The organism is Leptolyngbya sp. FACHB-671, from assembly GCF_014695745.1.
Lineage (GTDB): Bacteria > Cyanobacteriota > Cyanobacteriia > Elainellales > Elainellaceae > JAAUTN01.
This window is the reverse complement of record NZ_JACJOV010000051.1, coordinates 73592-95736: the sequence shown is the minus strand read 5'-3', so window position 1 is coordinate 95736 and position 22145 is coordinate 73592. Positions and strand designations below refer to the sequence as shown.

The 22145-nt window shown below is 48.9% G+C and carries 23 protein-coding genes; 10 read left to right on the top strand and 13 right to left on the bottom strand.

All coding sequences use genetic code 11. The annotated features are described in order from the left end of the window. Positions 1-39: 39 nt before the first annotated feature. From H6F93_RS04630 to H6F93_RS04590, 9 genes are all read right to left on the bottom strand, one after another. The gene (locus H6F93_RS04630; protein ID WP_190679501.1) at positions 40-1908 is read right to left on the bottom strand and encodes a DUF3685 domain-containing protein; all 1869 of its coding nucleotides are present in this window, start codon (positions 1906-1908) and stop codon (positions 40-42) included. A gap of 151 nt (positions 1909-2059) precedes the next feature. Next, positions 2060-2350: an MSMEG_0570 family nitrogen starvation response protein gene (locus H6F93_RS04625; protein WP_190679500.1), complete on the bottom strand. Its 291-nt coding sequence runs from the start codon at positions 2348-2350 to the stop codon at positions 2060-2062. After that, positions 2325-3518 (bottom strand): MSMEG_0565 family glycosyltransferase, encoded by a 1194-nt coding sequence (locus H6F93_RS04620; protein ID WP_190679499.1) that lies wholly within the window; start codon positions 3516-3518, stop codon positions 2325-2327. Before H6F93_RS04620 ends, H6F93_RS04625 begins: the two co-directional genes overlap by 26 nt. Positions 3519-3534: 16 nt before the next feature. Then, the gene (locus tag H6F93_RS04615) at positions 3535-4518 is read right to left on the bottom strand and encodes a sll0787 family AIR synthase-like protein (RefSeq protein ID WP_190679498.1); all 984 of its coding nucleotides are present in this window, start codon (positions 4516-4518) and stop codon (positions 3535-3537) included. 9 nt (positions 4519-4527) lie between these two features. After that, positions 4528-5049 carry an MSMEG_0567/Sll0786 family nitrogen starvation N-acetyltransferase gene (locus H6F93_RS04610; protein WP_190679497.1) on the bottom strand — a complete coding sequence of 174 codons (522 nt, stop codon included), beginning with the start codon at positions 5047-5049 and terminating at the stop codon, positions 4528-4530. Between the two features lie 31 nt (positions 5050-5080). After that, the gene (locus tag H6F93_RS04605; RefSeq protein WP_190679496.1) at positions 5081-6175 is read right to left on the bottom strand and encodes an MSMEG_0568 family radical SAM protein; all 1095 of its coding nucleotides are present in this window, start codon (positions 6173-6175) and stop codon (positions 5081-5083) included. After that, positions 6120-7163: a Nit6803 family nitrilase gene (locus tag H6F93_RS04600; protein WP_190679495.1), complete on the bottom strand. Its 1044-nt coding sequence runs from the start codon at positions 7161-7163 to the stop codon at positions 6120-6122. The genes H6F93_RS04605 and H6F93_RS04600 overlap by 56 nt, the downstream gene beginning before the upstream one ends. Positions 7164-7331: 168 nt before the next feature. Then, positions 7332-7814, bottom strand: a complete 483-nt coding sequence (locus H6F93_RS04595) for an MSMEG_0572/Sll0783 family nitrogen starvation response protein (RefSeq protein ID WP_190646435.1) — start codon at positions 7812-7814, stop codon at positions 7332-7334. A 329-nt stretch (positions 7815-8143) separates the two neighbouring features. Continuing rightward, a complete protein-coding gene (locus H6F93_RS04590; protein ID WP_190679494.1) occupies positions 8144-10039 on the bottom strand; it encodes a serine/threonine-protein kinase in 1896 nt (631 codons plus the stop codon). 327 nt (positions 10040-10366) lie between these two features. On the opposite strand from H6F93_RS04590, the gene H6F93_RS04585 reads away from it, so the two are divergent. Continuing rightward, positions 10367-11287 (top strand): histone deacetylase family protein, encoded by a 921-nt coding sequence (locus tag H6F93_RS04585; protein WP_190679493.1) that lies wholly within the window; start codon positions 10367-10369, stop codon positions 11285-11287. Positions 11288-11357: 70 nt separating this feature from the next. Here the strand turns inward: H6F93_RS04585 and H6F93_RS04580 are convergent, their stop codons facing one another. Further along, positions 11358-12008, bottom strand: a complete 651-nt coding sequence (locus tag H6F93_RS04580) for a thioredoxin-like domain-containing protein (RefSeq protein WP_190679492.1) — start codon at positions 12006-12008, stop codon at positions 11358-11360. A gap of 93 nt (positions 12009-12101) precedes the next feature. Continuing rightward, positions 12102-12716: a hypothetical protein gene (locus H6F93_RS04575; protein ID WP_199313475.1), complete on the bottom strand. Its 615-nt coding sequence runs from the start codon at positions 12714-12716 to the stop codon at positions 12102-12104. Between the two features lie 81 nt (positions 12717-12797). Between H6F93_RS04575 and H6F93_RS04570 the strand changes: the two genes are divergently transcribed. The 8 genes from H6F93_RS04570 to H6F93_RS04535 all read left to right on the top strand — a co-directional run bounded on the left by H6F93_RS04570 (position 12798) and on the right by H6F93_RS04535 (position 19514). Beyond that, entirely contained in the window at positions 12798-13145 is a 348-nt protein-coding gene (locus H6F93_RS04570; RefSeq protein WP_190646431.1) for a slr0373 family blue light stress response protein, read from the top strand. 122 nt (positions 13146-13267) lie between these two features. Beyond that, on the top strand, positions 13268-14782 hold the full coding sequence (gene ycf46, locus H6F93_RS04565; RefSeq protein WP_190646430.1) for a stress-responsive protein Ycf46: 1515 nt from the start codon (positions 13268-13270) through the stop codon (positions 14780-14782). Between the two features lie 161 nt (positions 14783-14943). Beyond that, the gene (locus H6F93_RS04560) at positions 14944-15297 is read left to right on the top strand and encodes a DUF1257 domain-containing protein (RefSeq protein ID WP_190646429.1); all 354 of its coding nucleotides are present in this window, start codon (positions 14944-14946) and stop codon (positions 15295-15297) included. A gap of 114 nt (positions 15298-15411) precedes the next feature. Beyond that, positions 15412-17166: an ArnT family glycosyltransferase gene (locus tag H6F93_RS04555; RefSeq protein ID WP_190679491.1), complete on the top strand. Its 1755-nt coding sequence runs from the start codon at positions 15412-15414 to the stop codon at positions 17164-17166. Positions 17167-17173: 7 nt separating this feature from the next. Continuing rightward, positions 17174-17326: a hypothetical protein gene (locus H6F93_RS04550; protein WP_190679490.1), complete on the top strand. Its 153-nt coding sequence runs from the start codon at positions 17174-17176 to the stop codon at positions 17324-17326. Between the two features lie 104 nt (positions 17327-17430). Further along, positions 17431-17772 (top strand): DUF2079 domain-containing protein, encoded by a 342-nt coding sequence (locus H6F93_RS04545; RefSeq protein WP_190679489.1) that lies wholly within the window; start codon positions 17431-17433, stop codon positions 17770-17772. Beyond that, a complete protein-coding gene (locus tag H6F93_RS04540) occupies positions 17769-18662 on the top strand; it encodes a 3'(2'),5'-bisphosphate nucleotidase CysQ family protein (protein ID WP_347277243.1) in 894 nt (297 codons plus the stop codon). The genes H6F93_RS04545 and H6F93_RS04540 overlap by 4 nt, the downstream gene beginning before the upstream one ends. Before the next feature lie 168 nt (positions 18663-18830). Continuing rightward, positions 18831-19514, top strand: coding sequence for a Crp/Fnr family transcriptional regulator (locus tag H6F93_RS04535; RefSeq protein ID WP_190646426.1), 684 nt, complete (start codon positions 18831-18833; stop codon positions 19512-19514). 58 nt (positions 19515-19572) lie between these two features. Here H6F93_RS04535 and H6F93_RS04530 read toward each other — a convergent pair whose 3' ends face one another. Then, positions 19573-20061: a MarR family winged helix-turn-helix transcriptional regulator gene (locus H6F93_RS04530; RefSeq protein WP_190679488.1), complete on the bottom strand. Its 489-nt coding sequence runs from the start codon at positions 20059-20061 to the stop codon at positions 19573-19575. A gap of 400 nt (positions 20062-20461) precedes the next feature. Beyond that, the gene (locus tag H6F93_RS04525; protein WP_190679487.1) at positions 20462-21370 is read right to left on the bottom strand and encodes a CoB--CoM heterodisulfide reductase iron-sulfur subunit B family protein; all 909 of its coding nucleotides are present in this window, start codon (positions 21368-21370) and stop codon (positions 20462-20464) included. 459 nt (positions 21371-21829) lie between these two features. Here H6F93_RS04525 and acpP point away from each other — a divergent pair, with 459 nt between their 5' ends. Further along, the gene (acpP, locus tag H6F93_RS04520) at positions 21830-22075 is read left to right on the top strand and encodes an acyl carrier protein (RefSeq protein WP_190646423.1); all 246 of its coding nucleotides are present in this window, start codon (positions 21830-21832) and stop codon (positions 22073-22075) included. Positions 22076-22145: the final 70 nt, after the last annotated feature.

Below are 22145 nucleotides of genomic sequence, written 5' to 3'. Positions count from 1 at the left end.
GTGCCCTTCTATCTGTAGCTCCTTTTCAGAAGACCATTATTACTTTTGGCGTTCGTTGCGGTTATATTTGCCGTCTTGCCAGGCGGTGCCAACCCCTTTAAGAATGCCGCGACCGATCAGCCCGATGCCTCGACCAATTACTTCGGTCAGTACATAAATTAGCCCAGTGCCGACAAAAGAAATAGCGGAACGGAAGCGAGGGGCGATCGCATCACGGGTTTCTAGCGCTAACGTCACCGTAAACTGAAGTCCTGATAGTTGCTCTAGCTCTTGGGCGCGAGGCGCATAAACCGACACTCTTTGAATGCCGCGACCATAAAAAATGAACAGTGGATGCTGACTTTCAAAGATTGCTTTAGGTTCGTCAAGATATTTTTCCAGGCGATATTTCCAGGACAAGTTATTTCTAAATCGTTCTACTTCTCGAATTGAAAGTAAGCGATATTCATAAAAGTTTTGCTTAATTGTTTCTGCATTGGCAAAGCGGTTGAGTAGCGGCTGCACCACAGCATTGGCAACCTGAATAATCAGATTTTCAAGAATAGATTCCGCTCGTCGCATTGCTTCGGGTGAGCCAGGTACATAGGGAATCCCCTCAAGAATTAGTGGCGTTTGAAAGAGCAAATGAGACAACAAGCTGTCAAAGAATGGAATTTTATCCAGAATGGCGCTTTGCACAACTTCAACATCCTGAAGTAATGTGCTAGCTACTTCTATTTCAGCGTTGCCTATCGAAATGGTGTAATATTTGCCAAAAAAATCTGTAACAACCGCTCCCCAGAGATCTTGCAAAATCAGCGATCGCTTCTCCTCTAACTGTCCAGGTTGCACCTGTGAAAAGCGCAGTTCATCCAAAATTTCCTCTAACTGCCGCAAGATTAAATAGAGCAATTCCCGCTTTTTTTCTTCTCGCAAAATATCAATTTCTAGCGGTGTTTTGGTCTGGTTTTGCAGACTGCTTTGCAACTTTACGGCGATCGCATCAAACAGGGCTGATTGCAAACTACGGGCATTAGCTAACCCATTTTCTGATGGCGTTATCACCGCGAGTTCTGCGTCCTCAAAAGGCTGAGCTGCATTGGTTTGCTCAAGTTGGCGAGCAGTGCGACCCTCGTAGTATCGGCTTTGCTGCCCGCTGGACGGTGCTGCATCTGATTGCGGCGTTGGTGCGGCTGACGGTTCTAGTACGGTCGGAGTTGCTAATAACCGTCGCACCAGCCAACGAGAAGCCCGCAGTTCACGCTGTTGCCCTGCTAAAACTGCCCGATCCAGCAGCGACAGATCTAAGTTTTGCAGTTGATTGGTTACGTCAGACAGTGCTGACTCAATCTGCTGTAGCCCTGACAGACGTAAGTTTCGCCGAAAAATGGCAAATGGAGCCGGTAACTTTACTATCGGCTGAGATCTAATCGAGCCCGAAGTAGGGGGAGTGACAACCACCGCAAGTTCTTCTGCTGTAGGCTGAACCCAGCGAGGTCCACCTCTTGCAACTTGCCGAATGATTGCTGCCAGTTCTGTTGCTTCAGTATGTTTAGGGCAATATCCTCTCGCGCCCGATCGCCGCGCTGCTGCTAGCATCACAGGTTCCGTCATGGAACTGAGCAGGAGGATGGCGATCGCCGGATACTGTGAGGAAATCTGCCGACACAAATCTAGCCCTTGAATCTGCTCGGGATCAGCACTGCCCAATCCCAAATCCAGGATGACCAAATCAATTGCGATTGAGGATGCAGAAGCCGTGCTATGAGTTGCTAGCGCTTGCAGAGCAGCAGTTCCATCTCCTGCTTCAGCAATCACTTCCAGGTCTGAGAATTGCTCTAGCCAGATCCGTAGCCCCGCCCGAAAAGCCCGGTTGTCATCAACCAACATCAGCCTGAAGGGGCTATTGCTCCTGCCGCTATCTGTCATGTGCTTTACCTGAAGGGCAATCCCTTTGCTCCATCCATTCAGCTTAATGTATAACAGACAGCCTCATTTTTAACGGAATGACCACGGACTGCACGAGTTTAGCGATGGCTCAATTGTTCCAAATGTGACAGTATTTCGTTGAAAAATTTTTCTAATTCTCTATAAATCTGATCAGTCGTACTTTCGGGTCAGGTAACTTTGCATATTTTGTTGCCATTGTTTCAATCTGGCGCAGTTGCCCGATCGCCAAACTACACGAAAAGCCGTATTTTGCTTTGACGCGATCGCTAGCGATATTCAAAGCAGTGCGCGATCGCTCAACAAAATCTGTTAACGGATACTCACTTCCTTCCTCAAAATATTGACGCACAACTAGAGAAGGCGAGTAACAAACTTCCTGAGAACCGTCGGGTAGTTCAATTTGAAAGCGAATTTCTGGCATGGTGAGATTGAGGGTTAGAGACTGGAGAAGTTGAAAACTGTTGATAGTGAGTTAAGTGGAGCTTGGCAGACTGTTTCCAGGTGTAGCGCTTAGCCACCTGAATGCCTTGCTCCTTAAAAGACTGGGCTATCTGAGGTTGAACAGTAGTTTGCATGGCTTGGGCGATTGCCCCCTCACTCTCCGGATCAACCAAAAGTGCTTCTCGCTCAGACAAAAACTCAGTAAATGGAGCAATATTTGAAGTAATTACAGGAATACCAGAAGCCATTGCTTCCAGCACCACCAGTCCCCATCCCTCCTTGAGGGAAGGAAAAACAAAAGCATCGGCAATGCGATAAAGAGCAGGCAAGTCAGCGGTGGAGATGACTCCTGGTAGGATGAGTGACTTGGCGATCGCCACTCCTAACCTTTCAGCAAGTTGGAAAAACTCATCGCGATAAGGCTGATAGTCGAACAGCGTTGCCCCTCCTGCAATCACCAGTTGAGCATTGGGATAGTGGGTTAACACTTGAGCAAAGGCTCGCAGGAGAGTGATCGAGTTTTTGCGAGGCTCAATGCCACCGACGGTGAGGTAAATTGGCTGACCGCTCAGTCCCAGATTTTTCACATCGGCTTCAGAACCATCATAATCGGGGGAAAAGTAAGTCGTCTTCACACCATTAATTACTTTGGGGGCATGAATTTGGTATTGCTCTTGTAGGGCAGTTTGCCAGCGATCGCTTACACAAAGGCACAAATCAGGTTCCCGAATTGAGCGGTCCTGGCAGGTTTGTAGGTAAGGACTATTAAACGCATCAATGTGATGCACCGTTCGCACAAAGTGAGGAATGTGATGGCGCGATCGCAGCTCCGACAAAGCATTTGCACTTAAGCAATCCTGCGCGTGATAGTAGTCATAAACTGGTTTTTCCTGGCTCAGATAGTCTACAAACTCCTGAATTCTTTGTTTGATTAACTGATCGATTCCGCCTGTCACCTCTTTTGCAGGTACCAAAACGTGATCACACTGGAGCGATCGATAAAATCCTGTGCCGTCTTTATCCAAAGCATAAACACAAACAGAGTGCCCCAATTCCTGTAAAGCCTCTGCAACTTCCAACGTATGAACCACGCTACCCCGGGGTTTTGTCGAATAGGTAAAAAAAGCAATCCGAAGTGAGTTCACCATTGACTAATAGATAAATTTAGATTGGTGCAAACCCTGTCAAGTTCTCTTGTGTAAGATCCCAAAAGATCTCTGTTTCACTTTTGTAGGTCAAGATTAATTGTTGAGAATCTGTAATTTGGGCGATCGCCTCACAGCTTAATTCTTTTTCCCGAAAACAGGTTTGAACGGCTGCAACATGTTCGGGGCGAACGCTGAGCAGAAAGCCATAGCTGGGGAAACAGAGTAACCACTTTTCTAGGGTCAAGTCTGGGGGAGGAGCGATCGCTTCCAGGTCAACTACAGCACCACACCTAGAAGTTTCCAGCAGCATTAAAAGAGTGCCAATCATACCGCCCATACTGACATCTTTAGCTGCATCACAAAGTCCTGTCTCTGCTAATTTTGGCAATAGCTCCAAGTTTTCTCTAAGACGACTGGAAGCACCAGAGGTAGCAGCATTCCAAAACGGATATTTGGGGTGTGCCTTACCCCGGAGGTCGATCGCCAGCAGCAATGTATCTCCTGGCTTAGCATTAAAGCTGCTGAGCAAGTGAGTTGCTCGTCCTAAAATTGCCACTGACAGTGCATTGTAGGGGCTGTGATAGTTACTGTGCCCACCCACAATTGGCACGCTGTAAGCTTTTGAAGCAGCCGTCATCCCTGACCAGACTGCTTCTATAACTGTTGCAGATGTGCCCCATAGGGTATCTACAACGGCGATCGGGCGACCTCCCATTGCGTAAATATCGCTGACGTTTACCATCACGGCGCACCAACCCGCAAACCAAGGTTCTGACTCCACCAGTACATCCCACATCCCTTCTGCTGCTAGGAGAAGGTAGCCGTCCTGGTCGGGGATGGCAGCACAGTCATCACCAATAAGGGAGTTCGGGGATTGGGGATTAGGGATTGGGAGTGAAGGTGAGAATTGCTTTAGGTATTTAGCGGCAAGCTGGATATCTTGCTTTTGTAGCACTCCGATGGATTGACGTAGGGTTGTTACCAGTTCAATGAGTTTCACAATTGATTGTTATGAGGCTTCTAGTTCTATCATTCCTAATCTCCAATACCCAATGGCGGGACGAGGTTCGCTGCTGGGAGGATAGTATTCCAGGTCTGCTTGCATCATATGGTGGGGGCGATCGCAAATCACTATTTCTTCAAGTGAGTGCCAATGCTGCCGCCGAAAGAATTTCACGTTTTGAAGCTGCACAGTTGCTAGAAATTGACGACAGCCCCAAGTGTTTGCAGTGGTTACAGCTTTGTAAATCAAACCACGACCAATTTGCCCAACACGACGGTAATCAGGATGAACACCAAGCCTGCCGCCATACCAGACTTCTGGCTCTGTCTCATAAATTCGCACTACACCAACCACTTGTTTTGATGCGTTGAGAGCGACAATAGGATAGGCGATCGCGTCCCATTGATCCTCATCATTCCGTTCAAACAAGCCTTGTTCTTCTGCAAAAATCATTTGCCGCAATTCGCAATACGCCTCATATTCAGAGGCTGAAGCCGCTAATTTGTAAGTGTAGGATGAGGTAGTCATGAATGATATGGCAGTGTGTGGTTACAGATGACTAGGCGGACGTTTCAAAGGTTGAAAGAGCAGAACAAGCACCACATTTGGCGCAACCTGCTTTGACTTCCGTAGAAGCCAGTCCTGAGTGTTGCAGCATTGCTCCAATTTGCTGGTAGAGCGCAAACATAAACTCACTATTAGGCGGCTTATGATTTGCTAAAGGAGTACCGCTGATCGGCACAAATGGCACTACAAAAGGATAAACACCGACATCAATTAGCTTTTGCGAGATTTCTAACAATGTGTAAAGTGAGTCGCCCAATCCTGCTAATAGGTAAGTACTCACTTGTCCCCCACCAAATACTCTCACAGCCGCCTCAAATGCCTCAAAATAATACTCAAGCGGTACTTCTGCTTTACCTGGCATAATTTTGGCTCGAACCTGTGGGTCAGCCGCCTCCAAGTGCATTCCCAGGCTGTCTACCCCTGCTGCTTGCATTCGCTCGAACCAGATAAAGTCATCGGGTGGTTCACACTGTGCCTGAATTGGGAGATTCACCCTAGATTTAATCACTTTGGCGCACTCAGTTAGATAAGCAGCACCGCGATCGCTTGTATTTGGCGTTCCTGTCGTCATCACCATGTGTTTCACCCCATCCAGGCGCACAGCGGCTTCTGCCACTTCTGCCAACTGTTGAGGTGATTTACGGGCGATCGTGCGTTCTGCTGCCAAAGATTGACCAATGGCGCAAAACTGGCAGGCTGTGGCGCGATCGCCATAGCGCATACAAGTTTGCAGTACGGTGGTTGCCAGCACATTATGAGAATGGAGCAAAGCAATCTTCCAATAAGGAATGCCGTCAGCAGTAGTGAGACTGTAAAACTTTGGTTGTGTAGGAAATGAGATGGGGGCGATCGCCTCCCCGTCTAGCTTCAGCATTGGCAGCACTTGAGCATCCCCAACTTCAATCGCATAGGGCGATTCAGCCGCTCCATCGGTGAAAATGGGTACCATCACCGTCGTGTCATCAATAGTTATTGCTTTATGGTCTGAAGGCCCTGCACCACCCTTACGCCCTGATGCACCAACGGCTGGGTCAATCCATCGCAAACCGTGAGACTGTAACTCTGTAATCAAGTTTTGTTTGTTCATGCTCGTTAGCTGCTTCTCCATTCAGCAATTGTTCAGCAGGGATTGCCTGATGGTGCATCTCTGCGCTCATAAACGGTCTTGCATCGATATTGAGACGAAGCTGAAGTAAGTCAGGACGGGCATAGTGACCGACCGAATCCATCATTCGTTTACGCTTAGTGATAAGAGAGAAGTCTAGATCGGCGATCGCCATCCCCTCCCCTTCTGTCACAGGGGGGCAAAGGTGAGTTCCTTCTGGACTAATGATCGCAGTGTGGCAGCCACCTGTTAACACCCGCTGCATCTTTTCGTCTGGCGTGATTTGGGCAATCTGCTCAGGTGTGAGCCAACCTGTTGCATTCACCACAAAACAGCCCGACTCTAAAGCATGATGGCGAATGGTGACTTCCATCTGGTCAGCAAAGATTTGTCCAACCATTGAGCCAGGAAACTGAGCACAGTGAATTTGTTCATGTTGGGCCATCAAAGCATAGCGGGCAAGCGGATTGTAATGTTCCCAGCAGGCAAGAGCTCCAACCATTCCCACCGCAGTATTCACCACTTTTAGCCCCGACCCATCTCCTTGCCCCCATACCATCCGCTCATGATAAGTTGGCGTAATTTTACGCCGCTTCAACACAAGTGTTCCATCTGCATCAAAGATGAGTTGAGCGTTGTAGATGGAACCATTCTCCCGCTCATTTACCCCTAAAACTACAACGATGTTGGCGGTCCGAGCCGCCTGACTCACTGCCTCTGTCACGGCTCCCGGCACCTCTACAGCTTCCTCATAAAGCCGCATGTGTTCCTTACCCATCAACACGGGGGGTTGAATGAATGAGAAATAGGGATAGTAGGGAACAAAAGTTTCTGGAAATACAACCAGATTTGCCCCTGCTTTAGCAGCTTGGGCGATCGCCTCTAACACTTTCTCAACCGTTCCCTCACGGCTAAACAGCACCGGACTAATCTGCACCGCAGCCGCCCTAACAGTTCGTGAGTAATCCATAGATTTTCCTTAACGGGGGAGATAGTGAGTGATGTTAAGTCGGGTCATCGGTCACTTGTCATTAGTTATTTGCAAGTGTAGAAGCCAATGAAGAATGGCAAGTCACAAATGATAAACAAGCAATGACAAGTGATGAATAACTCATGACCGATGACCAAGAACTCTTCCCTACAGCGTCCAGGTGTCTAAAATAAAAGCTCCCTCCTTGCGGTGCATCAGCACCAAGTCCAACACATCCAGGGGGCTGATCGGACGAATTCCGGCGATCAGAGAGGGTTCACCATGACCATACAGCGCTTGCAGGGCAAAGCGGCACGCATAAACCTTTCCCCCTTCAGCCATAAACTTGCTGAGCTGATTGTTGAAGTTTTGGTGTCCAGGAAATGCTTCATCTCCAATTTTTGGGAAGCCTCGCTGAACGCCCAGGGTGACTCCGGGCCCATACAGCAAAATTGAAGTCTCAAACCCTTTACGCAGCAGACGCAGCGATTGCAGTAGATTGACCAGACCAATCGATCCTTCAAATGCAACAGTGTGGAATGTTACGAGAGCTTTTTCGCCCGGTTCTGCCTGCACATCGGGAAATACTTTCTCTTCGTAATCAACAAAAAAGTCACCTGCTTGATGCGCGGGAATTTCAACTGAAGGCATAGTTGTCTCCTGAAAAGTGGGTCAAGTCCAACAGTCTCTTAACTAACCTGAGTTAAGAGTCCAAATATCTGCTGAGATTGAGACAAATGCTTGATCCGAGATCCATTTCGTTGCGCTTGTCTGCAATCTAATTCGGCTGTTGATTGCAGGTTAAGAGCTTGACTCACTTATTCTTGTATAGTTAGTAACGAAAAGCAGAGTTCTGTTGGTAAGTACAGGCAATATTGAAGGGGTGTCGGAGTGGATTAAGAGCGATCGCCTCCAACAACCTGCCTAAAAAGACAGGTAACTACTTTCTACTAATTACTACTACTAATTACTAACGGCTATTAATAACCCAATCGTTCTCGTGCTTGCTGACGTAAAGGGCCAGCTTGTGGATGATCGGGCTGAATTTGTAAAGCTTTATCGAGAGATGCGATCGCCTGGTCAAAGCGACCCAAGTTCCACAGCGCTTCCCCTCTAGTAGCCCAAGCTTCTACAGAATTGCGGTCAACGGCGATCGCTCGGTCTAGCGCCGAAATTGCCTCCACCGATCGTCCAAAGCTTTGTAACGTGATGCCCATATCAACCCACGCCCCAACTAGGTCTGGCTTTAGTTGGGTTGCCCGTTCAAATAGCCTGAGCGACTGGAGCGATCGTCCCTGCTCTCGGTAAGCTCGTCCTTTACTCCAGTACGCTTCAGCATAATTGGGGTTGATCGCCAAGGCATCGTCACAGGCGACAGCAGCTTCGGCAGGTTGCTGCAAATAGGTAAGGCTGTGACAACGTCCCCAGTACGCCTTAGCATTCGCTGGCTCAAGGGCAAGTAGTCCGTTGTATGCCTCTAGCGCTTGTTGAAACTGCCCACTCTGTAGCAAGCGATCGGCACGGCTTTGCATTTTTGCTGCCCATTCTTCTGGTGCAGGCAGGTTTGGAGCCGCAAGTGAGCGAATCATCGGCATAGCGGGAGCGCCCGCATGAGAACCAACCGTTTCAATCGGAGGGCTAACAGGCTGCAAAAAAGCATCCGTCTGCATCGCGACAAACGTTGTACCTGCGGTGGCGAGCCCAGCCAGTCCTAACCCAAAGCCAAGCTTTGCCAATCGCCGCTTATAGCCGAACGACCGTTCCTCCTTCTGTGAAGCCTGGAGTGGAGTGGATGATGGCTCAGGGTTCTCAAGCCCATTTCCATTCAGTTCATCCGATTGAATCTGGCAGGGAGCCGTCTCTGACTCTAGAGATAGCATTGAAATTTGAACGGTCGTGTCGGAAGGATTAAACACGCTCGTGGAGGCGGACATCAGCTCTGACGCGGTCGTCTCTGTACCTGAAAAGGAAGATTCCAGTGGTGTGTCGACAAATTCAGGCAGGGGCGGTAAAAACTCGGTCGCCCCAACTGGGAGATCTTGAAAGGCTTCCAGGGCTTCTACGGCAGTCGGGTAGCGATCGCGGAAGTCATAGCGCACCATGCATTCCAAAATTTCTGCAAGTTCAGAACTGACTTCGGGGACGCGATCGCGCCAGTCTATTTCTCCAGTTTCAGGATGGTCTCCCAGCCGTTTCGGGTGAATGCCAGTTAAAGCCTGAATTCCAATCACTCCAACTGCGTAAACGTCACTGCTAAAGCGCGGCTTGCCGGCCAATTGTTCATTTGGGATGTAGCCCTGAGTCCCAATCGAAACCGTCAAATCAGTGATGCCTGTGTCAAGATTGGCGCTTTGAGTGCTGACCTGCTTCACTGCACCAAAGTCGATCAGCACAATTCGGCCGTCTTTGCGCCGCCGCATCAGGTTAGAGGGCTTGATATCCCGGTGAATCACCTGCTGCTCATGCACAAACACCAAAACCTGAAGAATATCTCGCAATAAGGCAATTACCTGATCTTCGGGCCAGGTTTTTCCTTTCCTCAGCGGGTGCGTGAGAGATTCACCTTCAATAAATTCTTGAGCCAGATAAAACTCTTGATTTTCCTCAAAGTGAGCAAACAAAGTCGGAATCTGGTTGTGGCTGCCCAACTGGTAGAGCGCTCGGGCTTCGGTGTCAAACAAGCGTCTCGCCATTTGCAGGCTTTTGTCGTCACTCGTCTGTGGCAGCAAGCGCTTAACGACGCAGCGAGGATGCCCTGGTAAATGGAGGTCTTGCGCCAAAAAAGTTTGACCAAACCCACCAGCACCCAGTTGGCTGATGACTTTGTAGCGTCCCCCTAAAGTGGTAGCAGGATGGGTCTGTGGAATTTGGCTCATCGTCGATGGGTGGCTGGTCGGTTGATGGAACCACTGATGGAACCACTTAGGTCAGGTAAAACTAACTCAGAGAAATACCTGTATTTAAAACCCTCAGTACTCGAAGAAGATGCATTCCCGTCAATTCTAACGACTTCACTAATCTAAATTGTGTTGCTAGAACGAGGACAAAATCTATAAAGTCTCTATGATGCATCTTTAAATATTTAACTTTTGGCAATTCAGATTAACCTGCCCAAACCTCCATTAACCCTTTGCTAGTCAGGCGATCGCCCAAACGACACTCCCTTTAAGTAGGCTCTAAAATTAAACTTTTGGACTGAGGCTATGCTGCCTATTTTTTATTCCGATGAATTTTTGGATCATGATACTGGCGTTTATCATCCTGAGAAACCAGGTCGCTTAACTGCCATCACAAAAGCTCTCAAAGCTGCACCGTGGGCTGATCAGTTGGATTGGCGATCGCCCACTCCTATCCACACTCAAAGCGATCGGCTCATGGCTGCTTTAGAGGCAATTCATCCCCAGCAGTACATCGCTGCGGTGCAACAGCTAGCTAACCGAGGCGGTGGCTATATCGATCAAGACACGATTGTTTCCCCCCGCAGCTATGATGTTGCTCTGCTTGCGGCTAGCGCTTGGCTGGACGGCATTGATCAAACACTGGCAACCGGAGAACCTGCCTTTGTGCTGGCGCGTCCACCCGGACATCACGCGATGCCCCAGCGAGGCATGGGGTTTTGCATCTTTGCAAATGCAGCGATCGCCGCTCACTACGCCCTTCAGCAACCGGGGGTAAATCGCGTCGCAATCCTTGACTGGGATGTGCATCACGGCAATGGCACTCAGGCGATCGCCGAAAACCATGCTCAGATAGCCTACTGCTCGCTGCACCAATCTCCCTTCTACCCCGGCACTGGCGCAGCGGACGAACAGGGCGCTTTCAACAATGTGCTGAATTTGCCGATGCGACGGGGTAGCACCCTGACAGACTACCAGCCCTTGTTTGAGCAAAAAGTAATTCCGTTTCTCAGTACCTTCCAACCTGACTTGCTGATTGTCAGTGCTGGGTATGATGCGACCCAAGCCGATCCGCTAGCAGAAATTGCACTCCAGCCAGAGGATTACGGCGTATTCACAAAACTCTGTCTGCAAGTTACCCGACGCACTGTCTTTGGCTTAGAGGGCGGCTATGACTTTAATTCTCTAGCACAATCCGTCGTAGTTACCGTTAGTCAATGCCTTTAGTCGATGTCTTTAACTAGGGGCGAACGGCTGTTCGCCCCACAGGAATGACTTTCTCCGGTATCTCTCAAGGCTAATTAGGGCACTGCCCGTCCTGGCATTCTGGGCCACGAGCAATGTGAGCGTTGTAAAACTCATCAACTACAGCAGCGTCATAAGCTTCTAGCTCTTGCAGGTAGCCCCAAGCAGTCAGGGCGATCGCCTTTGGCATTTCTGAGCGCGGTGTGACAATAATTCGAGGATTAATCGCGCTTAACTCCTCTGCCTGTTGTCTAATCTGCTCCAGATCTTCCGCCTCAACCAGGGCAGGGTTATAGCTGATGATGATGCCACCGTGTTCCAGGTTGTGAACAAGCTGTTCATCTGAAGGAGCTTCGTTATAAATTCCCCAGCGGGCCCACTCTTCATGGTGTGGGCCAGAGGTTGGTGGATTTGAGTTGTATTCAACCTGCTGGTCAGCCGGGACGTGTTCTTGTCCTAAATCGGGAATTGCGGTGCCTGGCAAGGTAATTCCTTCAGGCAGAGGCGGCAAAGTTGCACCAGGCGTATCCACCACAAATTCATCAACGAGTCCAGCTGGCTCTTCCTGGCTCTGCTGCATGTTTCGCCCTTGCATCAGAGCAAAAACGGCTACTAACCCGACGACTCCTAATGGGATAGCCAGCCAGATGTACTGAAGCAGTTGCCCCTTTAAGGTGTCCTGGTGTCGTCGCGATTTACTCATGTGTTTCAATACCTGCTGAATTGATTTGCAACTAGCCCATGAATGGCTAGCCGTATCACTACTTCCATCCTAATTCTCAAAAACATGAACAAATCAAGGCTCTGTTGCAGACAAAACACGATAATGGCTGGCAACATAGCTAAAAAATTTGTAGTAATCCTCAAATTGCTGACTGGGCGAGCGCCCCTGCCAGCGATAGATCACGCCTTCGTGCTCCAGGGTCAGATTGAGTGAACTAGTTTCTGCGGCAATTTGCACTTCCAGTTCTCCGGGCAATCCTTGCTCGGTGACAAAATTTTCCTTAATGGGATCAGGCAAAATCTTGTCTGGTTCCGTCGCTTCACCCTCTGTCACTTCACCTGAAGTAGCGGGAATCTGGCTGGCCCAGCCTGCAACCTTCACACCAGGGCGGTCAGGTGCACGAAAAACTTGCCCATCCTGGTTGTCGGGTGGCGGTTCAGCAATCCAGTCTTTGGGATAGAGAAACTCAAAACCGTAACGTGAATTTCGGTATGTTTCCCAAGCACTTTCAGGGGCAAGCAGGCGATCGCACCCTAAAAGCAATGCTGTTGAAACCACCCCAACCGATAGCAAAGCAAAGCGGTAGAACTTAAGAGACGCGATCGCTCCAAATAATTGCACCAGGGATAGATGCATCAGGGTAGGACCTCGCTTGCTTGTAAAGGAATGTAACAATAATGCCGTCATAGCGTCTTGCTGTCTTGACAGGACACGACTGCGGCAATTATTCTGACAACCATACCCGGGTATTAACCATGTAGTCGTTCTATGCAAGACAAGCACAAAGTTACGCTTTACCTTCCACCAGAGCTTCATCGTCAGCTCAAAATTCGTTCCGCAGTCGATGCAGAGCCGATGTCAGCAATTGCAGAACGAGCAATTGTTTTCTATCTGACACATTCAGATGTGGTGGATGAGGTAGAAATGTCTCACGGACAGGTCTATCAAGTCTATGACTGCCCTGAGTGCTCAAGCTCGGTCGTTCTGCAGGAAGGCAAAATGATCTCCCTAAAGGAGCAGCCCAGCATTCTAGTTGAAGAAGGGCTCTCACCAGCCATTCAAGGGCAACGTTCTGGTTCTAGCCAGCAGGGTGAGGAAGAGTTGGTTCCGTGCTAGCGAGTTTTACCTGAGCTTGAATGTTTGCTGCTTTAAGTAGCTAAACTCTCAGGTCTTCAACTCTAAGCTTAAGTTGATTGTCTGCTTACTATGTCCGCGCTGTCTCTACAAGGTCGATGATCATGAAAGAAGAGCTAAATATACTCATCCAGGCTCAATATCCTCTGATCTATCTCGTGACTTCTGAAGAAGAGCGGGCTGAACAGACGATTGCAGCGATCGCCCAACAGTCCAAACCTCAACAACGAGTGTTTGTCTGGACGATGACACGAGGACTGATTGAGTACGGGGCTGGAGCTAGAAACGCATCACAGCACAATACGCTCTCTCCTCAGATTGCTATCGAACACGCGATTCGGCAGCGAGAGCCAAGTATCTTCATCTTTAAAGATCTGCATCCTTTCTCTGATAGCGCCGAGGTAACCCGCTGCTTGAGGGATGCGATCGCAGAATTTAAGGGAACTCAGAAAACCATAATTCTGATGTCTCCCGTTCAGCAAATTCCAATCGAGTTGGAAAAAGAGGTTGCAGTATTAGATTTTCCGCTGCCCGACATGGCAGAGCTAAATCAAGTTTTGTCTCAGCAGTTAGAGCAGCTTCGCGCCCGTCGCACCACTACGGAAACTCGGGAGAAATTGCTGAAGGCGGCCTTGGGTCTAACTCGCGATGAAGCTGAAAAAGTCTACCGTAAGGCTCAGGTCACAGCGGGCCGTTTAACGGAAGCTGAAGTAGATGTAGTTCTTTCTGAAAAGAAGCAGCTCATTCGGCGCAACGGCATTCTGGAGTACATCGAAGAAGACGAAACCCTCGATTCTGTCGGTGGCTTGGAGGAACTCAAGCACTGGCTCAAGCAGCGCTCTAACGCCTTCACTGAACGCGCCAGAGAATATGGTCTTCCCCAACCAAAAGGGATGCTAATTCTAGGTGTTCCAGGTTGCGGTAAATCTCTCATCGCCAAAACGACCTCCCGCCTTTGGGGTTTGCCTCTACTGCGGTTAGACATGGGACGAGTCTATGACGGTTCTATGGTGGGTCGCTCCGAAGCGAACCTCCGCAATGCCCTCAAAACGGCAGAATCAATCTCTCCCACTATCCTGTTTATCGATGAGATTGATAAAGCCTTTGCGGGTAGTACAGGATCTGCTGATTCAGATGGTGGTACTTCCAGCCGGATCTTCGGCTCCTTCCTCACCTGGATGCAGGAAAAATCGTCTCCGGTGTTTGTCATGGCAACCGCCAATCGCGTTGAGCGTCTGCCTGGTGAGTTCCTTAGAAAAGGGCGATTCGACGAAATCTTCTTTGTCGATCTACCTAATGCCGAAGAACGCAAAGAAATTTTCAGAATCCATCTCTCTAAGCGTCGTCGGGAAATTGCCCGGTTTGATCTAGACCAGCTCGTGATGACGTGCGATGGATTTTCTGGAGCAGAAATTGAGCAAGCTCTCATTGCTGCGATGTACGAAGCGTTTGCCCAAGAACGGGAATTTACCCAATTGGACATTATTGCTGCAATTCGAGCTACTCTACCGCTTTCTAAGACGATGAGTGAGCAGGTCACAGCCCTGAGAGATTGGGCTAGGCAGCGCGCGCGACCTGCTGCGTCCTCAGTTGCTGAATATCAGCGACTTGAGTTCTAACAGGCTTTCACTCCTGCTCCCAACAGGAGGAAAGGCTAGCGATAAGCTAGCAGTTTGACAAAACAGCCGTAACAGTTTGCCTTCCAAACGCTAAGCCGTGCGGCGCTTTCTATACCCAAACGTTGTCGTTTCTCTCAATTTCTCTACAGGAGGAAATCCAAATGTCTCACTTTAGCACTCTGCGCACCAAGATCACCGATGCAGAAATCCTCAAGGCTTCTCTGCGTGACCTGGGTATCTCAGTTAAGACCGAAGCTGATGTGCGTGGCTACAATGGTCAGCGCGTTCGTTCTGACATCGTAGCTGTTCTCGAAGGTGAGTATGACTTGGGCTGGTCTCGCAATGCTGATGGTTCCTTTGACCTGATCGCTGACCTCTGGGGCGTTGCTAAAAAGCACAACCAGACCGAGCTGATCAACTCAATCAACCAGAAGTACGCTGTGAACAAGACCCTGGCAGAAGTCAAGCGCCCCGGTCTGCAAAATGCCAACGTCAAATTGGTGCTGCAAAAGTAGTTTCCTTAAGCGTTCCCAAATAGGCGGGTTAATCCAAGGCGGGTTAACCCGTTTTTTCATGTGTTTTTTGTGGGACTGTTAGGCTTGAAGTTTGTAGATAAGTTTAGTTAACCGATGACTACCGCAAATCGCTCAAACCTCCTATTGAGGCGTACACTATTCGCGGTGATGGGTTTGGTTATCTTGTGCGTTTTCCTTTTCCTTTGGCGACTTGGCAGCTACAGCTTATTCAATGTTACAGAGGCCAGGCAGGCAGAAGTTGCCCGCCAAATTTGGGTCCGTCAAGATTGGGTTACGCCTGTTTACAATGGTAAGTTTTACTTTGACAAACCTATTCTGCTGCACTGGCTGATTGCACTTGGCTTCCCTATTTTTGGGGTAGGGGAATGGGCGGTTCGGCTACCTTCTGCGATTTCGGCGATCGCCCTAGTCCTCAGCACTTGGCTGTTTACAGTTCGCTTTGCTACTCAGCGAATGGCGCTTTTAGCAGCCACTATGATCGCGGCCAATCCTTTTACCTTTGCGTTGGGGCGAACTGGGCAGCACGATATGTTGCTGGTTTTTTTCATGACGGCTGCGCTCTACTGCTGGTACTGGGCCTATAGCACCCGTCAAAAGGTTGGCTATTTGCTTTTTTTTGGGCTGCTTGCCTTTGCGGTCTTAGCAAAAGGGCCGCTGGCTCTGATTTTAAGCGGTTTGATTATCGGAATTTTTCTAGTTTGGGTTAACCGTTGGCAAAAACAGCTAACTAGTGTGCCTTGGGGCTGGGGAATCTTAATTTTTGCTGGAATTACGCTGCCCTGGCACCTATTAGCATTTCAGGCAAACGGATGGTATTTCATCAACAGCTTCTTTGTGTTCAGCAATGTGACTCGGTTTGTCAGCGTCAATCAAAATCAGGCAGGTCCGTGGTACTACTACTTACTCTGTGTAGCAATTGGCTTTTTCCCCTGGCTAGTTCTTATTCCTAGTGCAATTAATTGGCAATCTTTGCGGCAGTGGCTGCGGTTAGACTACTGGCGACAACAGGACTCCAACCAACAGGTTAGTTTATTTATGGGGATCTGGTTTGTGACGGTGCTGGTGTTTATGAGTGCCGCTGCAACGAAACTGCTGTGGTACGTCTATCCTGGCATTCCAGCGCTGGCTTATCTGTGCGCTCAAGCCTGGGAACAGCAGATCTCGGAACCGAAGCGATCGCTTAAATTCTGTTTAGGATTTATCAGTCTGGTCTATGCTCTGCTAGCTGTCGGGTTCACGCTCGTTCCGCATCTGGTCGATCAGCCCTTCCTACAAACTGCTGAGATTACTCAAATCATTTGGCAATGGTTTTTGCTTTACTCATTAGCGACAGTGGCGATCGCTATTAGCCTAATCCGAGTGCAGCCCCTTTGGGCGTGGTTGGTTGGCGTTGGAACTTTTAGCCTGTTTGCACTAACGGTAGTTGATCCGCTGCTACCAACGCTAGACGGGCAGGTTTTAGGGGGACGGCTGATTCCAGTTGCTCAGGCCTTGCAGCAAGAAATCTGTGAGGAGTGCGATCGCGATTTGCCTGCGGCCCTTGGTGTCACCTGGCCCAGCCTCAATTTTTATAGCCAAATTAATCGAATTGAACGGTTTAAGAAACCCTGTGAGACACAGATGCAGCTTAAGCGTGACCAACGGTTGCTGCTGGTGACAACGGATGAGGAGATGCAACGGGCAAATCTTGATTTAAGCGACTATCAGCCTACTTACGTTTCTGATGTGTTTAAGCTCTTTATCATTCCTCCTGATGACGACTTGGCACAGCGACAGTGTCTCTTTAATCAGTCAAAGAGTTTGCTCAAACCGAAGTCAGACAACACTTTAATGCAGTCATTGGACTAGAGCCTAGATGTTTCATCGTCGGTCAAAGGTAGATCGCTCGGATTATCGGGATGTTTCTGATGACAAGTTTGGAGTGAGCGTTAGTGCCAGCGGTCGGGCGATCGCACTCAGCAGCTTAGTCTTTTTTATCGGTAGCAGCATTCAACCTGCCCTGTTTTAGTCCAACGCCTTTGACCTGGATATCTTTGACCAGGGGATTTACCTGAGCAGCCAAGGTTAAGCCGCCGATTTGTACGCTAATCGGGTTTCACATTCTAGGCGATCATGCAGCCTGGGTTTTGTACCCGTTGGCGTTGTCCTACTGGATCTATGCGGACAGCGATCGCTCAGGTGCAGCCAACTGGAGGGGTACTGACGACAGCGGCGATCGCCCCTCACCTTACCCACCGTGTCTTAATTGAGCGAATTAACATCCCTACCATTACAGCGGATCTGACAGAGTTCAAGTCCATCTTGCTAAACTTGCGCCACCCTGGAGGTAGGCGCAAGCGAGAAAATCGAGAATTTTCTGCTAGCCTGCTAAGCCAGCTCAAAAGTTTAGAATTGTTTCAGCTTAGCTACCAGCAAGATGATGTTTACCTGTTCACCAGACTGGATCAACCGTGACTATAACGATGGATGCTGAGCGACTTCTCAAAATTCACCACTTGGTGCAAGGTTGTGGACAGCAAGCAAAACAAATGGCGACTCAACCCCTGCAGGTGTTTGAGAAAAGTCGCCACGACTACGTAACCAACGTCGATCGCCTGCTAGACCAGCAGCTTTCTGAAGGAATTGCCAACTTATTTCCCCAAGATGGCATCATCACAGAGGAAAACGCTCACTCCAGACAATCCTTTCGGTCAGAATATTCTCGGTTTTGGTTTATTGATCCAATCGACGGAACCAGCGACTTCATTCACGGCAAGCCTCACTATGCCGTTATGGTAGGACTTTTAGAAGCAAACCAACCTACAGCCGGTTGGATTTACGCTCCCGCTTTAGACCAGATGTATTGGGGTGGATTGGGTTTGGGGCTGTTTCAGAGTACGGGGCGTACTCCGACTGATGCAGTTACTTCAATTGATCAAATCACTCAAAACCCTTTAATTCTCAAGGAGCCAACTCCTCCTTCTCAAACGTTTTGTCCGGTACTGATTGGCAGCACCGATCGCCGACGCTATGAGGAAGCGATGACTCACCTGATTCCAGAAGCCCAGTTTACCTCCATTGGCAGTTTTGGACTGAAGGTGATGGAAGTTGTCTGTGGCAGAGCAGGGCTTTATGTCTATCTAAGTGGGCGAGTCAAGCTTTGGGATACCGTTGGACCGATTGCTCTAGCAAGAGCCGCAGGCTTAGTTTGCTGCGACTTAGCAGGTAATCCACTGCATTTTACTCCTGATGCAATTGAGCCAGAAACACTGACGCATTGCCAGTCAATCGTCGTGGGTTGGGCTTCTTATGTAGAAGCGCTGCGATCGCGGCTACAAAAAGCCGTCTTGCTGAGCCAACCGTAAAGGTGGCGACACATCAACCCCGTGATATTCTAGTGGTGCAGGCAATCTGTAACATCTAGTTGACAGCTTACGGGTATCTATGATCCTCAAGAGCTAGAAGTTTTTAGATGTTTTTGGGTAGCATAGTCAGATAATCAATGTCCGGTCAGTTTTACCTAAGCGCCTTTCATGCAGACCGAAGCTTTTAGTGAGCTTTTCCCGCTCTTTAACGCCGCTAGCCCAGAAACTTTAGAATGGCTGCTGTCTATTGCTGTTGAGCACGACTACCCAGCAGACAGAGCCGTTCTCATGGAAGATGCCTGGGGAAATGCAGTTTATTTTGTTGAGTCGGGCTGGGTTAAGGTTCGTCGTCATGCAGGTGAAGAGGTCGTAACGCTGGCAATTTTGGGTCAGGGCGATTTTTTTGGCGAAATGGCAATTTTAGACGAGTCGCCTCGCTCAACCGATGTTGTGGCGCTTTCTCAAGTCAAGTTGCTGAGTATTTCCGCTCAACGGTTTATCCAAACTCTTTTCAAAGATTCGCAGCTCCATCATCGAATGCTGCAACTGATGGTGAAGCGGCTGCGGCAAAACAATCTTCGGTTTCAGCTACGGCATCAGCCACCCGCTATTAAGCTGGCCAATACGTTGGTTGCATTCGGCGAAGACTATGGTCATCCTTCTGAGCAGGGCACCGAGATCTTCAACGTTCCGCTTAAAGATTTGGCGGAGGTAACAGATGTCAGCGTTGAAGAAGCAACCAAAATCATGGAAAAGCTGGAAAGTAAGGGGTGGATTGCGACTGATCCGCATCGTGATGCGCTTCATCTAGTCAACATGAAGCAGCTTGCTCACCTAGCCGGAAAAGGCTAATTTTTGGGTTGATTTTAACGATACCGAAGCTGCCAACCGCGCAATCATCAACGGTACTCTAGTGAGTCTTTGATAGATTCGCGATCGCCTGATCAACTAGCCCTGACAGCACTTGGCACTCTGTTTCAGACATTCCTTCCAAAGTTTCTTCTCGAATGTCTTGGGCGATCGGCAGTAGCTCTTGCTTGAGTTGATCTCCGGCTTCAGTTAGCCAGATTCGCCAGATTCGACGGTCTTGGCGATCGCGCTCTCGTCGTACCAGACCTCGTTCTTCCATGCGGTCTAGAACGCCTGTCAGAGTTCCACCAACCTGCTGCAATTTTTCACCAATGCTAGAGGTCGCTAGACCATTCTCCTCCCATAGGCAACACAACACTACCCAGTGGAATGGAGTCAGCCCGAATGGATCTAGCCGCTCTTGAAATTTTCGTGCCATCAGTTGGGAGAGCAGCTTGATGCGGTAGCCTAAACCATAAGGAGCCATTACATGCTGCCACTGCCTCAAAGATTTTTGGCTAATCTCTGGGTTGGTTGACTGAGGAACCATAGCTGACTAGTAATAATTTTTACTAGCTTATAACAATTTGATCTGAGCTTGCACTAGGACAAAGTTTCCCTAAAAAGAGATTGAGTCCCCCTTTTTTGTAGAGCTCTGCAGAAAAAGGGGACTTAATGCTTCTCAAATCAGGAACTTCAAACCAAGTAAAATTGAAGTTGCAGCAGGTTCCCATGCTGACCTAGCAATGCTGCCCTCGTTGTAAAGTTCGATTTGTCGCAAATTTTGCTTAAATCGGCATTAAAACTTGTTGGTTAGGCTAGATCAAGAAATATTGAATTGAAACTAACTCCCTACCGCTCTTTACAAGTTACAGACAGACAAATTTTGAAATGGGCACTAGAGGAGTAGCTAGTACGATTGAATTAATACACAGCTAGCCACGCTTTACCTAAGTAACTCCTGCCTTCTCGATCTTTTGTAGAACGGGTTGAGTCGAGACGATATGACGATCTAACCCAAGTTGCTTAGGGCTGATTCCCAAAGCAAGCGCAACGAGCTGCGGCAAATGCAAAATGGGTAAACCTAACTTCTTGCCAATGACTTGCTCAACTTCGGGTTGGCGAGAGTCTAGATTGAGATGACAGAGGGGACAGGGTGTCACGATGCAGTCAGCACCCGCAGCGATCGCCTCTTGAATATGTCCTCCCGCCATTTCAAAAGCTTGAGTTGTAGCGTAGCTAGAGAGCGGCCAACCGCAGCATTGAGTCCGCCCTCGATAGTAGATTGGCGTTGCCCCAACTGCCCGAAACACATTCTCCATTGACTCCGGGCTATAGGGATCGTCGTAGGGTAAGTGCTTCTGCGTTCTCAATAAATAGCAGCCGTAAAAGGCAGCACACTTCAGACCCGATAGTTTACGGGTGACTCGCTGCTGAAGCGCCTCTAGTCCATAGTCACCGACCAATGCCCAGAGTAAATGTCTGACTTCTGTGCTGCCTTTATAAGGAGAACATCCCTCATGCTCAAGCAGTCCATTGACCTGATGGATGTAACTAGGATCATGCTGCTGGGCCGCTTTGAGCCGTTCATCGACCCGCCCAATTACGCCCTGACAGGTGCTGCAATGAGTCAAGAGCGGTAGGTCTAATTCTTCTGCCAAAGCAATGTTGCGGGCATTGACCGTATCTTCTAAAAGCTGAGAATCTTCTTTGAAGGTGCCAGAACCGCAGCAGGCGGCCTTTTTCAGCTCCACCAACTCAATTCCTAAAGCTTGAGTCAGCGCCGCAGTTGAAAGGTATAGTTCGCGGCAGGCACCTTGAGCCACGCAACCCGGAAAGTAAGCGTATTTAAGCGTCATGGATAACGGACAGGGGTTAAATTGACACACTCGATGGATTTGAGTGTCGCCCTAAATTTATCATCGCTTATTTACCTGGCACTGGGGGGCTGACTTTGTATCAAAGCTTTTCTTAAAAGCGATGGGCAGGTTTAGGCAGGTTTCAGACCTGTCTATATAAACTGCTCGCCTTGAGATAAAAGTAAGGGGGTAGAGAGCGATCGCCAACAATCATCTGTTGCATGCCGCTAACCCGGTGACGCTTTCAGATAAGATGAAGAGATGCTCAAAAATCTGGTGAATCTGTAGATCAGGTCACGATAGTTTCGTACCCGCTTCTACTAGAAACTGTTTGCTGCTAAGTAATGACCCTGTAGGCTGGCTTGGAGTGAGTAAAAGTTTGCTTGCAGCACCAGAGGATTTGGGTCAACAATCTGTGTGTGTTCGCCATACTTAACTAGGAACAAGTAGGAAATTGTTATGAGTCAAGAAGAAATCTTTCAGAAAGTTAAGAAGATCGTGTCTGAGCAGCTTGGTGTTGAAGAAACCGAAGTCAAGCCAGAAGCTAGCTTTGCAAATGACCTGGGTGCCGATTCTTTAGACACCGTTGAGTTGGTAATGGCGCTGGAAGAAGAGTTTGATATTGAAATTCCTGATGAAGCCGCAGAAGGAATTGCGACGGTTCAGGCTGCGGTAGACTACATCAACAGCAAGGCTGCAGCATAGATCTATGTTTATTAAGTAGCAGGGTGAACGCTCCAAGCCCCCTACTTCCAATCTTTATTCGTCATTTTGT

Bases quoted from the DNA above. Each gene is read 5' to 3' on its own strand.
- H6F93_RS04570 (WP_190646431.1), top strand. From the start codon at position 12,798: ATGCAAGACAAGCACAAAGTTACGCTTTACCTTCCACCAGAGCTTCAT.
- H6F93_RS04590 (WP_190679494.1), bottom strand. From the start codon at position 10,039: ATGAGCCAAATTCCACAGACCCATCCTGCTACCACTTTAGGGGGACGC.
- H6F93_RS04595 (WP_190646435.1), bottom strand. From the start codon at position 7,814: ATGCCTTCAGTTGAAATTCCCGCGCATCAAGCAGGTGACTTTTTTGTT.
- H6F93_RS04555 (WP_190679491.1), top strand. From the start codon at position 15,412: ATGACTACCGCAAATCGCTCAAACCTCCTATTGAGGCGTACACTATTC.
- H6F93_RS04545 (WP_190679489.1), top strand. From the start codon at position 17,431: ATGCAGCCTGGGTTTTGTACCCGTTGGCGTTGTCCTACTGGATCTATG.
- H6F93_RS04575 (WP_199313475.1), bottom strand. From the start codon at position 12,716: ATGACGGCATTATTGTTACATTCCTTTACAAGCAAGCGAGGTCCTACC.
- H6F93_RS04630 (WP_190679501.1), bottom strand. From the start codon at position 1,908: ATGACAGATAGCGGCAGGAGCAATAGCCCCTTCAGGCTGATGTTGGTT.
- H6F93_RS04600 (WP_190679495.1), bottom strand. From the start codon at position 7,163: ATGGATTACTCACGAACTGTTAGGGCGGCTGCGGTGCAGATTAGTCCG.
- H6F93_RS04605 (WP_190679496.1), bottom strand. From the start codon at position 6,175: ATGAACAAACAAAACTTGATTACAGAGTTACAGTCTCACGGTTTGCGA.
- H6F93_RS04610 (WP_190679497.1), bottom strand. From the start codon at position 5,049: ATGACTACCTCATCCTACACTTACAAATTAGCGGCTTCAGCCTCTGAA.
- H6F93_RS04525 (WP_190679487.1), bottom strand. From the start codon at position 21,370: ATGACGCTTAAATACGCTTACTTTCCGGGTTGCGTGGCTCAAGGTGCC.
- H6F93_RS04535 (WP_190646426.1), top strand. From the start codon at position 18,831: ATGCAGACCGAAGCTTTTAGTGAGCTTTTCCCGCTCTTTAACGCCGCT.
- H6F93_RS04550 (WP_190679490.1), top strand. From the start codon at position 17,174: ATGTTTCATCGTCGGTCAAAGGTAGATCGCTCGGATTATCGGGATGTT.
- acpP (WP_190646423.1), top strand. From the start codon at position 21,830: ATGAGTCAAGAAGAAATCTTTCAGAAAGTTAAGAAGATCGTGTCTGAG.
- H6F93_RS04560 (WP_190646429.1), top strand. From the start codon at position 14,944: ATGTCTCACTTTAGCACTCTGCGCACCAAGATCACCGATGCAGAAATC.
- H6F93_RS04530 (WP_190679488.1), bottom strand. From the start codon at position 20,061: ATGGTTCCTCAGTCAACCAACCCAGAGATTAGCCAAAAATCTTTGAGG.
- ycf46 (WP_190646430.1), top strand. From the start codon at position 13,268: ATGAAAGAAGAGCTAAATATACTCATCCAGGCTCAATATCCTCTGATC.
- H6F93_RS04620 (WP_190679499.1), bottom strand. From the start codon at position 3,518: ATGGTGAACTCACTTCGGATTGCTTTTTTTACCTATTCGACAAAACCC.
- H6F93_RS04580 (WP_190679492.1), bottom strand. From the start codon at position 12,008: ATGAGTAAATCGCGACGACACCAGGACACCTTAAAGGGGCAACTGCTT.
- H6F93_RS04585 (WP_190679493.1), top strand. From the start codon at position 10,367: ATGCTGCCTATTTTTTATTCCGATGAATTTTTGGATCATGATACTGGC.
- H6F93_RS04625 (WP_190679500.1), bottom strand. From the start codon at position 2,350: ATGCCAGAAATTCGCTTTCAAATTGAACTACCCGACGGTTCTCAGGAA.